Source organism: Streptosporangium sp. NPDC049644, assembly GCF_040675205.1.
GTDB lineage: Bacteria > Actinomycetota > Actinomycetes > Streptosporangiales > Streptosporangiaceae > Streptosporangium > Streptosporangium fukuiense.
In genome coordinates this window covers 29,915-44,426 of sequence record NZ_JBFAOJ010000081.1, presented here as the reverse complement: position 1 = coordinate 44,426, position 14,512 = coordinate 29,915, and the positions used below count along the sequence as shown (strand labels likewise).

Sequence of the window (14,512 nt, the reverse complement as noted above, 5' to 3'; positions counted from 1 at the left end):
CGCGGGCGCCGACGGCGCCCGCGGCCCGGTCCCTGGCCGTGCTGTTCACACGTCCAGTCGAGAGCGCCACGGATCAGCTCCAGTCCTTGAAGATGCCGCGGTACTGGTCATCCACCTTCTTGAGCATGTCCTCGGGGGTCGTCTTGCCGCCGACCAGCGACTGGTAGCCCTCAAGGAGCGGCTGGAAGAGCTGGCCGCCCTCGGGGATCCACGGCCGCGCGGTCGCGGTCTCCATGATGGGCTTGAAGACGGCGACGTCCTTGTTGGCCTGCACGTCGGGGTTGTCGTAGGCGGAGACGCGGGTCGGCAGGAGGCTGATCTCCTTGGCGACCTTGGCCTGGGCCTCCGGGGTGCTCATGAAGCGGACGAACTCGTAGGAGGCGTCGATGTTCTTGGAGCCGGCGTAGATCGCCAGGTTCCAGCCGCCGGTGGGGGCGCCGGCCTTGACCGAGCCCGCCGGGACGGGGGCGATGCCCAGGTTCTCCTTGTCCTTGAACTCCTTGCCCTGGTAGATCTCCGACAGCGCCCACGGGCCGTTGTAGATCATCGCGGCCTTGCCGTCCTTGAGGGCGGTCATCGCGTTGGCGTAGCTGTCCTGGATCGCCGGCTTGGGCGCGGCTCCGGAGGTGACCAGATCGGCAACCGAGGCCATCGCCTTCACGTTGGCCGGGGAGTTGACGGTGATCTTCTTGTTCTGCACGTCGAGGAGGTCACCGCCCTCGCCGTACATGAAGGGCAGCAGGAAGTAGGAGTCGACGTTGAGCGCGAGGCCGTTGACCCCGGTCTTCTCCTTGACGTCGAGCGCGGCCTGCTTGAGCTCCTCGACGGTGGCGGGAGCCTTCTCGTGGCCGGCCTCCGCCAGGATCCGCTTGTTGTAGATGAGCGCGAGGGTGTCGGTGACCTGCGGGACCGCGTACGTCTTGCCGTTGTACTTGGTGCTGCTCAGCGGGCCGGCCAGGAAGTCGGACTCGTTCTCCACGGCGCGGCTGCCGTCCAGCGGCTGCAGGTAGCCCAGGGAGGCGAACTGGGAGGTCCAGGCGACCTCCGAGCGAATGACGTCCGGGGCCCCCGTACCCGCCTGCGCCGCGGTCTGGAACTGGTTCTGCGCCTGGTCCGAGGGGACGTTGACGTACTTGACCTTGATGTTCGGGTATTTCGCCTGGAACTCCTTGATGAGCGCCTGGAACGTCGGACCCTCGCTGTCCGGCCGGACGGTGTCCCACCAGGTGATCTCGCCGCTGATCTTCGACGGGTCCGTCGCCGCGGACTGGGCGGGGGCCGCCGTGCCGGCGTCACCGCCACCGCAGGCGGAGACCGCCAGGGCGAGGGCCGCGACGATCGTCGCAGCCGAGAAGGCTCGCCGCATGTGTTTCTCCTCAGGTTCAAGGGGACCGGCCAGGGGCGGGGGAAGCCGCCCGGCCGGGTCTGGAGTACGCCGGACGTTACGCCGACGTGAACCCCATTGGAAGAACTTTCTGCAAGAGTCTGCAAAGTCGTTACAAAGTACTCCAAAACCGGGGGCCGAGACACCTCCGACTGAAGACCCTTACGGAGGCGTCACCGTCCCCCGGAGGGCAAAAAGTGGCATTTATACACTTTTGCCCCCCAATTTCCCCTCGGCGCCCCTCTCCACAGAGAGTCGGATTCAGAAAATTGCCGCAAGGGATTGCATAGAACAATCCCAGTGAGTAACTTCCGGGCAACACCCTCGAAACAACTCCCGTGGAGGCCCCCGTGGTCTGGCCACTCCCCCCACGGCGCGCGAGAAACACCTTTCTGCAGGGTGCCGCGCTCGCGGTCGCCCTGGTCGTCACCCCCCTCGCCGCCACCCCCCTCCCCGCAGCCGCCTCCGCCACCGGTACCTCCGGATTCGCGGCCTCCGGGCCATCCTCCGGGCCGCCCCTCTCGGCCCCCATCCCGCAACGCCCCGCCGAACCCGTGGTCTCCGCGCTGAGCCGCACCGCCGAACCCTCGGACAGGGACCTGGCCCGCGACGCGCTCCGCGCCGACCTGAGCCGCGAGCGCTTCTACTTCGCGATGACCGACAGGTTCGCCAACGGCGACACCGGCAACGACCGGGGCGGCCTGTCCGGCGACCGGCTCACCACCGGCTTCGACCCGACCCACAAGGGCTTCTACCAGGGCGGCGACCTCAAAGGGCTGCTCGGCAGGCTCGACTACATCAAGAACCTGGGCAGCACCGCGATCTGGATCACTCCGGCGTTCGTCAACCGCCCCGTGCAGGGCACCGGCGCGAACGTCTCGGCCGGCTACCACGGCTACTGGATCACCGACTTCACCAGGATCGACCCGCACCTGGGCAGCAACGCCCAGATGAAGGAGCTGGTGCGCGAGGCGCACCGGCGCGGGATGAAGGTCTTCTTCGACATCATCACCAACCACACCGCCGACGTGATCGACTACGCGGAGAAGACCTACTCCTACCGGTCCAAGGGCGCCTACCCCTACGTCGACACCGACGGCGTGCCGTTCGACGACCGGGCCTACGCGGGCAAGAACACCTTCCCCAAGGTGGACACCGACTCGTTCCCGTACACCCCGGTCGCGCCCAAGAAGGCCAAGACCCCGTCCTGGCTGAACGACCCGACGATGTACCACAACCGGGGCGACTCCACCTTCAGCGGCGAGAACGACCAGTACGGCGACTTCTTCGGCCTCGACGACCTGTGGACCGAGCGTCCCGAGGTCGTCAAGGGCATGACGGACATCTACCAGACCTGGGTACGCGAGACCGGCCTCGACGGCTTCCGCATCGACACCGCCAAGCACGTCAACATGGAGTTCTGGGAGAAGTTCTCCCCGGCCCTGCGCGGCTACGCGGCCCAGCACGGCAACAAGCGGTTCTTCATGTTCGGCGAGGTCTACTCCAGCGAGCCCGCCTTCACCAGCCGCTACTCCACCCGGGGCCAGATGAACGCCACCCTGGACTTCCCGTTCCAGGAGGCCGCCCGCTCCTTCAGCGGCGGCACGGCGGGCGCGGCGCGGCTGGCCCAGCTGTACGCCGGCGACGACCACCACACCGACGCCGACAGCAACGCCGCATCGCTGCCGACCTTCCTCGGCAACCACGACATGGGCCGCATCGGCCGTTTCATCTCCCAGGACAACCCCGGCGCGCCCGACTCCGAACTGCTCCGCAGGGACCTGCTCGCCCACGAGCTGATGTACCTCACCCGGGGCCAGCCGGTCGTCTACTACGGAGACGAGCAGGGCTTCACCGGCAAGGGCGGCGACCAGGACGCCCGCGCGTCCATGTTCGCCTCGAAGACCGAGAGCTACCTGAGCGACGACCTGATCGGCACCGACGCGACCCACGCGCGCGACAACTTCGTCCCCTCCCACCCGCTGTACCGGGGCATCTCCGCCCTGGCCGCGCTGCGCGACGCCCACCCGGCCCTGGCCGACGGCGCCCAGATCGAGCGGCTCGCCTCGGGCGGCGTCTACGCCTTCTCCAGGATCGACGCCACGCGACAGGTCGAGTACGTCGTGGCGGTCAACAACGCCGAGCAGCCGGCGAGCGCGAGCGTGCCCACCTTCTCCGCGGGCGCCGCCTTCACCAGGGTGTACGGGGAGGGCGCCGCCGCGCTCACCACCGGCTCGGACACGAAGCTCGCGCTCACCGTCCCCGCCCTGTCGGCTGTGGTCTACAAGGCGTCCGCGAAGCTCGCCGCCCCGGCCGCGGCCCCGGCCGTCTCGATCGCGCTGCCGGGGGCCGAGATCAGGGGCACCGCCGAGGACGGCCGGATCCCGGTCACCGCGACCGTACCGGGCGGCGGCTTCGACCAGGTCACCTTCGCCGCCAAGGTCGGCGAGGGCGCCTGGCGGGTGATCGGCACCGACGACGCGCCGAACGCCTCCGCCGCGGGCCGTGTCTTCCGGGTCTTCCACGACCTGCGCGGCATCGCGGCGGGCACGAAGATCTCCTACAAGGCGGTGGTGAAGGACTCCGCGGGCCGTTTCGCCTCGGCGAGCGCGGCGGCGACCGTCGGCGCCGAGCCGGCCCCCGAGGAGCCGGGCGCGGTCAGGCGCGACTGGCTGGTCGTGCACTACCAGCGGGAGAACTACGACGGCTGGGGCCTGCACGTCTGGGGCGACGTGGAGAACCCCACGGAGTGGGACAAGCCGCTCAAGCTCACCGGGGAGGACGCCTACGGCCGTTTCGCCTGGATCAAGCTCAAGCCCGGCGCGTCCAACGTCGGGATCATCGCCCACAAGGGTGACGAGAAGGACGGCGGCGACCGGGTCGTCAACCCCACCAGGAACGGCGAGATCTGGCTCGCGGAGGGGAGGGCGGAGACGCACCTGTCCCTCGCGGCCGCCCAGGGCCACGCGACGATCCGCTACAGCCGGCCGGACAGGAACTACGACGGCTGGGGCCTGCACCTGTGGGGTGACGGGCTCGCCGACGGGGTGCCCACCGAGTGGGCCACACCGCGCCCGCCGGACGGCACCGACTCCTACGGCGCGTTCTGGAAGGTCCCGCTGAAGAACGCCTCGACGCCGGTGAACTTCATCATCCACAAGGGCGACACCAAGGACCCCGGCCCCGACCAGTCGTTCACCCCGGCACTCCAGCCGGAGGCCGCCGTCGTCTCGGGTGTGGCGAAGATCCACCGGAGCCGGGCCTCGGCCGAGAACGTGGCGATCCTGCACTACCACCGCCCCGACGGGAAGTATGAAGGCTGGGGACTGCACCTGTGGGGTGACGTGGCCCAGCCCACCGAGTGGGCCACCCCACTCCAGCCCGCAGGCGAAGACGCCTTCGGTGTCCATTTCCGCGTCCCCCTGACCGAGGGGGCCAAGAACGTGAGCTACATCATCCACAAGGGCGACGAGAAGGATCTTCCCGGCAACCAGGCGCTGGACCTCACCGCGACCGGCCACGAGGTCTGGCGGATCGCGGCCACCGAGGGCCACCTGCTGCCGCAGCCGGCGGCACGCGGCGCGGACGCCGACCTGTCGAAGTCCGCGGCGCACTGGATCGACCGCGGCACCGTGGTGTGGAAGGTCGAGCCGTCGTCCTCGCTCCGGCACTCCCTGGCCTTCTCCGAGAAGGGCGACATCGCCTACGCCAAGGGCGAGCTGACCGGTGACCTCCGGATCATCCGCCTGCTTCCCGGAGCGCTCACCGAGGCGCAGCGGGCGAAGTGGCCGCACCTGGCCGGGCACGCCGCGTTCACGATCGACCCGCGCGACGCCGACCTCGTCGGGAAGGCGCTGCGCGGCCAGGTCGTGGCCGTCGAGCGCGACGCCTCGGGCGTGTTGCTGGCCGCCACCGGCGTGCAGCTGCCCGGCGTACTCGACGACCTGCACGCCAAGGCGGCGACCGCCGGGCTCGGCCCCTCGTGGAGCGGCGGCACGCCCGCTCTGTCGGTCTGGGCGCCGACGGCGCGCAAGGTCGAACTGGCGCTCTACCGCGACCCCTCCGGCGGGGCCCGCACCGTCCACGCCATGCGACGCGACGACGGCACCGGCATCTGGTCGGTCCGCGGGCAGCAGGGCTGGAAGGACCGCTACTACACCTTCCTGGTCACGGTCTACGCACCCGCCGAGGGCAGGATCGTCACCAACGAGGTGACCGACCCCTACAGCCTGTCGCTGGCCGCCGGCTCGGGCCGCAGCCAGCTGGTCGACCTGTCCGACCGTTCCCTGCGGCCCGACGGCTGGTCGTCACTCGCCAAGCCCAGGGCGGTGCCGCAGGAGAAGGCGTCGATCTACGAGCTGCACGTGCGCGACTTCTCCGCCTCCGACACCACGGTCCCCGCCGCCAGGCGCGGCACCTACTCGGCCTTCACCGGCGACTCGGCGGGAATGAGGGAGCTGCGCGGGCTGGCCAAGGACGGCCTGACCCACGTGCACCTGCTGCCGGTCTTCGACATCGCGACGGTCCCCGAGCGCAGGTCCGAGCGGACCGAGCCCGACTGCGACCTGGCCTCGATGCCCCCCGACTCCGAGGAGCAGCAGGCCTGCGTCGCGCGCACCGCGGCAGGAGACTCCTTCAACTGGGGCTACGACCCGCTGCACTACACGGTGCCCGAGGGCTCCTACGCCGCCGACCCCGAGGGGTCCTCGCGGATCAAGGAGTTCCGGAGCATGGTCGGCGGGCTGAACGGGGCGGGGCTGCGGGTGGTGATGGACGTGGTCTACAACCACACCCACGCCGCCGGCCAGGACCCCACCTCGGTGCTCGACCGGATCGTGCCCGGCTACTACCACCGGCTGCTCGACGACGGCACCGTGGCCAGCTCCACCTGCTGCGCCAACACCGCGCCCGAGCACGCCATGATGGGCAGGCTCGTCGTCGACTCCGTCGTCACCTGGGCCCGCGAGTACAAGGTGGACGGCTTCAGGTTCGACCTGATGGGTCACCACCCCAAGGCGAACATGCTCGCGGTCCGCGCCGCCCTGGACAGGCTGACCGTGGCCCGCGACGGCGTGGACGGGAAGTCGATCATCCTGTACGGGGAGGGCTGGAACTTCGGCGAGGTCGCCGACAACGCCCGCTTCGAGCAGGCCACCCAGGCCAACATGGCGGGCACCGGGATCGGCACCTTCAGCGACCGGCTCCGTGACGCGGTCCGCGGCGGCAGCCCGTTCGACCCCGACCCGCGGGTCCAGGGCTTCGGCTCGGGGCTGGCCGGGGCGCCCAACGGGTCGCCCGCCAACGGCGACGAGGCGCAGCAGCGGGCCCGGCTGCTCGGCTACCAGGATCTGATCAAGGTCGGGCTGGCCGGCAACCTCCGCGACTACACCTTCACCGCCTCGAACGGCAAGGAGGTCAAGGGCTCGCAGGTCGACTACAACGGCTCCCCCGCCGGATACACCGCCTCGCCGGGCGAGGTCGTCACCTACGTCGACGCCCACGACAACGAGACGCTGTTCGACGCGCTGGCCTACAAGCTGCCGCAGGCCACCACCATGGCCGACCGGGTGCGCATGCAGTCCCTCTCGCTGGCCACGGCCGTGCTCGGGCAGGGCACCTCGTTCGTGCACGCCGGCAGCGAGCGGCTCCGCTCCAAGTCGCTGGACCGCAACTCCTACGACTCCGGCGACTGGTTCAACCGGCTGCTCTGGGACTGCTCGGCGGGCAACGGCTTCGGCGCCGGGCTCCCCCCGAAGGCCGACAACGAGGACAAGTGGCAGTACGCCAGGCCGCTGCTCGCCGATCCGGCGCTGAAGCCGGACTGCGCGGCGATCGGCGCGGCCCGCGCCCGCTACGGCGAGCTGCTGAAGATCCGCTCGTCCTCCCCGGCCTTCGGCCTCGCCGGCCTGGCCGAGGTGCAGAAGCGCCTGACCTTCCCGACCAGCGGCACCTCGGAGACCCCGGGCGTGGTGACCATGCACCTGGACGCCTCGGGGATCGACCCGCGCTGGAAGTCGATCACCGTCGTCCTCAACGCGACCCCCGAGACGCGGCCGCAGACGGTCACCGCGCTGAAGGGCGCCCAGGTGACGCTCCACCCCGTCCAGACGGCCGGCGACGACGCCGTCGTGAAGCAGTCGACGTTCGACCCCGCCACGGGCACGCTGACGGTCCCGGCACGCACGGTCGCCGTCTTCGTCCAGCCCTGACCCCGCATACCCCGGAAAGACGGCCGGGCCAGGTGTTGCAGCACCCGGCCCGGCCAGGGAACCCGTCCATCGATCCTGGAGGCCCCCCACTCATGAAACCCTACAGAGCCATCGTTGCCACCGCGTTAAGCGCGCTGGCAACCGCCGCGGTCGTGGTGCCCGTCGCACTGAGCACCCCCGCCCAGGCGGCACCGCCCACCCCCGGCCCGATCGTCAAGCTGTGGAACTGGAACTGGAACTCCGTCGCCAGGGAGTGCACCGACGTCCTCGGCCCGGCCGGATACTCCGCCGTACAGGTCTCGCCGCCGAGTGACTCGATGTCCAAGGGCGGCTCGGTCTGGTGGGACATCTACCAGCCCGCCCGCTACACCCTCACCAGCAAGTTCGGGGACGAGAACGCGTTCAGGAGCATGGTGAACGCCTGCCACGCGGCGGGCGTCAAGGTCCACGCCGACGCCGTCATCAACCACATGACCGGCCAGGGCAGCACCAGCTACGGCGGCTACGGCTTCGGCAAGTACAACTATCCGGGGCTCTACTCCTCCGCCGACTTCCACACGCCCACCTGCGGGATCAACGACTCCGACTACAGGAACGACGGCTGGCGGGTACAGAACTGCGAGCTGGTCGGCCTGTCCGACCTCAACACCGGCTCCGAGTACGTCCGCAACCAGATCGCCGGCTACCTCAACAAGCTGACCTCCCTGGGTGTGGACGGCTTCCGCATCGACGCCGCCAAGCACATCAACCCGGGCGACCTGGCCGCGATCAAGGGCAAGCTGACCGGCTCGCCCTACATCCACCAGGAGGTCATCCAGGGCGATCAGGAGGCGATCACGCCGAGCCAGTACACCGGGATCGGCGACGTGCACGAGTTCGTGTACGGGCGCAAGCTCAAGGAGCAGTTCGCTGGGCAGATCAAGAACCTGCAGAGCTTCGGGCAGAGCTGGGGGCTGTCGGTGCCCAGCGACAAGGCCGTGGTCTTCATCGACAACCACGACACCGAGCGTAACGGCTCGACCATGAACTACAAGTACGGCGACGCCTACAAGCTGGCCAACGTCTTCATGCTCGCCTGGCCGTACGGGACGCCGAGGGTCTACTCCGGTTTCACCTGGAGCAACAGCGAGGCGGGGCCGCCGTCGGCAGGAGGCGGCTTCGCCACCGACGCCAACTGCGGCAACGGCCAGTGGACCTGCTTCCACCGCCAGATGAGCGGCATGGTCGGCTTCAACCGCGCCGTCGCCGGCACCTCGGTCGGCAACTGGTACGACAACGGCAACAACGTGATCGCCTTCAGCCGCGGCGACAAGGGCTGGGTCGCGATCAACAACGAGAGCGGCAGCGTCACCCGTACCTTCTCCACCGGCCTGCCCGCCGGAACCTACGCCAACGTCGTGGGCGGCGGCTCGGTGACCGTCGGCTCGAACGGCTCCGCCTCGGTGACCGTCCCCGGCAAGAGCGCGGTAGCCGTCCACACCGGCGGCGTCAGCCCGTCCCCGACGCCGACGGTCGACCCCGGCCAGGTCGCCACCTCGTTCAACGCGAACGTGACGACCACCTGGGGCCAGAACGTCTTCGTCGTCGGCAACGTCGCCGAGCTGGGCTCCTGGAACCCGGCGAACTCCATCGCCCTGTCCTCGGCCTCCTACCCGGTCTGGAAGGCGACGGTGAACCTGCCGCCCAGCACGACCATCCAGTACAAGTACATCAAGAAGAACCCCGACGGCTCGGTGGCGTGGGAGAGCGACCCCAACCGGTCCTTCACCACCCCGGCGAGCGGCACCGCGACGCGCAACGACGCCTGGCGCTGACCTTCGGGCCGTATCCGGCCCATCCGCCCCGGGCGTCCGCCGACGCCCGGGGTTCCCCTCTCCGCCTCGCACAGAGGAATCCCCATGCGTTCATCCCCCCAACGCGTGCTCAGGCTGCTCGTCGTCGCGATCTTCGGCCTGGCCTCCGCCCTCGTCCCGCTGTCCGCGGCACTGGCCGCCAACAGCGTCACCGTCTACTACTCCACCACCTGGACGACCGCCAACATCCACTACCAGCCCACCGGCGGCGCCTGGACCACCGTCCCCGGCGTCGGCATGAACGAGACCGCCTGCACCGGCTGGAAGAAGAAGACCATCGACCTGGGCACCGCCACCGGGCTCAAGGCCGCCTTCAACAACGGCTCGGGCACCTGGGACAACAACGGCGGCGCCGACTACACCATCGGCACCGGGGTGGTGACCGTCTCCGGCCGTACGATCGGCTCCGGCAACCCCTGTGACTCGGGCTCGGGCAACACCGCGACCGTCTACTACTCCACCACCTGGACGACCGCCAACATCCACTACCAGCCCACCGGCGGCGCCTGGACCACCGTCCCCGGCGTCGGCATGAACGAGACCGCCTGCACCGGCTGGAAGAAGAAGACCATCGACCTGGGCACCGCCACCGGGCTCAAGGCCGCCTTCAACAACGGCTCGGGCACCTGGGACAACAACGGCGGCGCCGACCACACCATCGGCACCGGTGTCAGCACCGTCAAGAACGGCGTCGTGACCGGCAACGCCGCCGGCCCCTGCGTCCCCGAGATCCCGGACACCGAGAAGCCCAGCACGCCGACCGGGGTGACGGCGACCGCGAACGGTGTCTCGATCGCGGTGGCCTGGAGCGCCTCCACCGACAACGTCAAGGTGACCGGCTACAAGGTCACCCGCACCGGCGGCACCGGGGGAACCAAGGTCGTCGACGTGATGGCCACCGCGCACTCCGACACCGGTCTGGCGGAGAACACCCTCTACCGCTACACCGTCCAGGCCAGGGACGCCGCCGGCAACCTCTCCGGGGCGAGCCAGGAGGCCGGCGCCACCACCGGGAAGAAGCCCGAGGCGCCCGAGGGTGGCACCCCGCTCGGCGGCGACCCGCGCGAAGACTCCATCTACTTCGTGATGACCGCCCGGTTCGCCGACGGCGACACCTCCAACAACCGGGGTGGCAGCCAGCACATGAAGTCGGGCAACGCCGCGAACAACGACCCGATGTTCCGCGGTGACTTCAAGGGCCTGGTCGACAAGCTCGACTACATCAAGGGCCTCGGCTTCTCCGCCCTGTGGATCACCCCGGTCGTGCTCAACCGCTCCGACTACGACTTCCACGGCTACCACGGCTGGGACTTCTACCGGGTCGACCCCCGCCTGGAGTCCGAGGGCACGTCGTACCAGGACCTGATCAACGCGGCCCACGCCAAGGGCATCAAGATCTACCAGGACGTCGTCTACAACCACAGCTCCCGCTGGGGCGCCAAGGGCCTGTTCACCCCCACCGTGTGGGGCGCGCGCGACGATCAGTGGAAGTGGCTCTACAGCGAGAAGGAGGCGGGCCGGGAGTACGACCCGATGCAGGAGCATCAGGGCAACGACCCGAGCCTGACGGCCGCGCAGAACGCGATGGCCAAGGGCAGGCCGTACAACGGCGACCAGTGGTCCACCACCGAGCCGGCGGGCAACACCTGCCGTAACTGGGGCACTCCCACCCAGTGGAGCAGCCCCGAGGGGTTCCGCATCCACAACTGCCAGTGGCCGAACCCGACCTCCGGCATGTTCCCCGCGAACTACTACCACCAGTGCTGGATCGGCAACTGGGAGGGGGAGGACTCCCGTAGCTGCTGGCTCCACGACGACCTGGCCGACTTCAACACGGAGAGCAAGGCCGTCCAGGACTACCTGATCGACGTCTACAACAGGTACATCGACATGGGCGTGGACGGCTTCCGCGTCGACACCGCCGTGCACATTCCCAGGGTCACCTGGAACCGCCGCTTCCTGCCCGCGATCCGCGAGCACGCGACCGCGAAGTTCGGCGCGGAGAAGGCCAAGGACTTCTACGTCTTCGGCGAGGTCGCCGCGTTCGTGCACGACAAGTGGAACCGCGGCTCGGTGAACCACTCCGCCCAGTTCTTCACCTGGAAGGAGCGCAAGGAGTACAGCGCCGACGACGTCCGAGCGGCGATCGAGCAGTACGACTACGAGAACCTGATGGGCTCGGGCAACCAGCCCACCAGCACCAACGCCACGCTGAACGGCAACACCTACCACGCGCCCGACCACAGCAGGTTCTCCGGCATGAACGTCATCGACATGCGCATGCACATGAACTTCGGCGAGGCGTCCAACGCGTTCCACAACGGCAAGGACTCCGACGACAGCTACAACGACGCCACCTACAACACCGTCTACGTCGACTCCCACGACTACGGTCCGAACAAGTCCTCGGTCCGCTACGACGGCGGCACCGACGCCTGGGCGGAGAACATGAGCCTGATGTGGACCTTCCGCGGCATTCCGACGCTCTACTACGGCTCGGAGATCGAGTTCCAGGCGGGCAAGCCGATCGACTGCGGGCCGACCTGCCCGCTGGCCACGACGGGACGCGCCTATTTCGGTGACCACCTGGCGGGATCGGTCACCGCCTCGGGCTTCGGCACGGTGTCCAGTGCCTCGGGCGCGGTGGCGCAGACCCTCGACAAACCGCTGGTCAAGCACGTGCAGCGGCTCAACCAGATCCGCAGGGCCGTTCCGGCACTGCAGAAGGGGCAGTACTCCACCGAGGGTGTCTCGGGTGGCATGGCCTACAAGCGTCGCTTCACCCAGGGGTCCGTGGACAGCTTCGTGCTGGTCTCGGTCTCCGGGAACGCCACCTTCACCGGCATCCCCAACGGCACCTACGTCGATGCCGTCACCGGTGACAGCAAGACCGTCACCGGCGGAACGCTCACCATCTCCCTGAGCGGCAAGGGCAACATGCGGGCCTACGTGCTCGCACTGCCCGGCAACCCCGCTCCCGGCAAGATCGGCTCCGCGGGGCCGTACCTGAGGTAACCGCGCCCGGCGGCACCGCCCGGACCGGCTCGGGGCCGGATCCGGGCGGTGTCGCGCCTTTCACCGCACTCTCCCCAGTCGAACAAGGCGCGCACCCCCTTGGCTCTCCGGCGCTGGGGCCCGGATACGGTATGCCGAGTGCAGGCGGTTATTGCGGCTTTCGTCCCGATATGGTGCATCGGTGCCCTCGGCTGGCTGGCCGCCCGTTCCGGATCGGCGAGCGTTCAGGTCCGGCAGGCGCTGACGAAATTCGCGTTCACCATCGCGATGCCCTCGGTGCTGTTCACCACGCTCAGCCGTACCCCGCTCAGCCAGGTCCAGCCCGGCCCGCTGCTCGCCTTCGCGATCAGCACCTTCACCGTCGGCCTGCTGGCGCTCGCGCTGCTCCGCGGCAAGCTGCCCGACCGGGTGACCGGCGCGATGGCGTCGTGCTACGTCAACGCCGGCAACCTCGGCATCCCCGTCGGCCTCTACGTCCTGCACGACGCGACGTTCGTGGTGTCGGTCCTGATGTTCCAGGTCTTGGTGGTCTCCCCGCTGCTCTTCCTCGGCCTCGGGGCCGGCGGCTCGTCCTTCCTCGCCCCGCTGCGGACGCCGATCGTGGCGGCCTCGATCCTCGGCCTGGGCGTGTCCGCCCTCGGCTGGCAACCGCCCGACCTCGCGTTGCGGCCCCTGGAGATCCTCGGCGGCGCCGCGGTGCCCCTGGCGCTCTTCTCACTGGGCATGTCCCTGAGCGGCTCGGCCGTCGCCTGGCGCGGAATCGGGCCGGTGGTGGTGTTCAAACTCCTGCTCCAGCCGCTGGTGGCGCTCCTGGCCGGACGTTTCCTCCTCGACCTCGACGGCCCCGCGCTCTTCGCGGCGGTCCTGTTCGCGGGACTTCCCACCGCCCAGAACACCTACATCTACGCCGCCGAGCACGGCCGCCCCACCGAACTGCCCCGCGACGCCATCCTCGTCTCCAGCCTCCTGTCCCTGGTGACCCTGTCCGTCATCGCCCTGCTGGGAGCCGGGTGATCCGGGGTCACCCCCGCTGAGGCTCGCACCGTGAGCCCGTACCGGGATCCGGCCTCACTTCCACAGAACTATGAGGCGTGAGCGGAGGCCTGCCGAAGTGCTTCGACCACGGTCGTGATCGCGGGCCGCCGCGCGCTGCCGGAGCGAACGGCGGCCACGATCCTCCGATCGGAGAGACCGACGATCGGGCGGGCGACGACGCCGGCCCTGGGCTCGACCGCGAGCTCGGGGAGCACCGCGACGGACAGTCCCGCGGCGACGTGGGAGAGCAGCACGCCGTAGCTGGAGAAGCGACCGGCGACGATCGGCTCGAATCCGGCGAGCCGGCAGTGCCGAGGAACGAGTTCACCCAGGTACGTGCCCGAGTGGTCAAGCGCCCACCGCTCCGCGGCGAGATCGGCGAGCGAGACGACGTCGAGCTTCCCCACCGCGTGGGCCGCGGGCGCGACGAGCAGGAGCGGGTCGGTCGCGAGCGGGATCACCGTGATGGTGGGGCTCAGGAGCGCGCCGTCGGCCTCGTCGACGGTGACCACGAGATCGCAGCGGCCCTGATGGAGCGCCGCCATGCTCTCGCGCGGCTCGATCTCGAGCAGTTCCAGCCTCAGCCGCGGGTGCGCGCGCGCCACAGCCGTCACCGCCTTGATCAGGATAGGGGCGATCGAGCTGGCGAACCCGCCCACGCGTAATTGTCCCGCGGGTTCGGTCGTGACCTCGGCCAGCTCCGCCTCGATGGAATCCATGTGGTCGCGCAGCTCGCGCGCCCGTTCCACGAGCGTCGCACCGGTCGGCGTGAGGGTGAGGGTTCGGCCGACCCGCTCGAAGAGCTGCGCCCCCGTCTCAGCCTCCAGCACCGCGAACTGCTGCGACACCGTCGAGGGGCTCAACATCAGTTCCGCCGCCACGGCGCGCACGGTTCCGACCCGCTCGAACACATCGAGAAGCCGAAGTCGCCACGGGTTCAGGGTCATGACACGCAGCCTACTGTTCGATGGAACCGAACAGAATGATGGAAATGCTGCGATGGACATGCACAGTCT

At 69.4% G+C, this 14,512-nt stretch carries 6 protein-coding genes; 4 read left to right on the top strand and 2 right to left on the bottom strand.

Annotated elements, in window-relative coordinates; all coding sequences use genetic code 11:
- Positions 1–73 precede the first annotated feature (73 nt).
- Positions 74–1,366, bottom strand: a complete 1,293-nt coding sequence (locus AB0J58_RS33240) for an extracellular solute-binding protein (RefSeq protein WP_343978852.1) — start codon at positions 1,364–1,366, stop codon at positions 74–76.
- Between the two features lie 368 nt (positions 1,367–1,734).
- Here AB0J58_RS33240 and pulA point away from each other — a divergent pair, with 368 nt between their 5' ends.
- From pulA to AB0J58_RS33220, 4 genes are all read left to right on the top strand, one after another.
- Positions 1,735–7,593, top strand: coding sequence for a pullulanase-type alpha-1,6-glucosidase (gene pulA / locus AB0J58_RS33235; protein WP_364223424.1), 5,859 nt, complete (start codon positions 1,735–1,737; stop codon positions 7,591–7,593).
- A gap of 92 nt (positions 7,594–7,685) precedes the next feature.
- Complete coding sequence (locus AB0J58_RS33230) at positions 7,686–9,407, top strand: carbohydrate-binding module family 20 domain-containing protein (RefSeq protein WP_364223422.1); 1,722 nt, start codon at positions 7,686–7,688, stop codon at positions 9,405–9,407.
- A gap of 84 nt (positions 9,408–9,491) precedes the next feature.
- Complete coding sequence (locus AB0J58_RS33225) at positions 9,492–12,461, top strand: carbohydrate binding domain-containing protein (RefSeq protein ID WP_364223420.1); 2,970 nt, start codon at positions 9,492–9,494, stop codon at positions 12,459–12,461.
- A gap of 138 nt (positions 12,462–12,599) precedes the next feature.
- Positions 12,600–13,475 carry an AEC family transporter gene (locus AB0J58_RS33220; protein ID WP_364223418.1) on the top strand — a complete coding sequence of 292 codons (876 nt, stop codon included), beginning with the start codon at positions 12,600–12,602 and terminating at the stop codon, positions 13,473–13,475.
- A gap of 68 nt (positions 13,476–13,543) precedes the next feature.
- Here the strand turns inward: AB0J58_RS33220 and AB0J58_RS33215 are convergent, their stop codons facing one another.
- Positions 13,544–14,443 carry a LysR substrate-binding domain-containing protein gene (locus AB0J58_RS33215; RefSeq protein WP_364223416.1) on the bottom strand — a complete coding sequence of 300 codons (900 nt, stop codon included), beginning with the start codon at positions 14,441–14,443 and terminating at the stop codon, positions 13,544–13,546.
- Positions 14,444–14,512 lie beyond the last annotated feature (69 nt).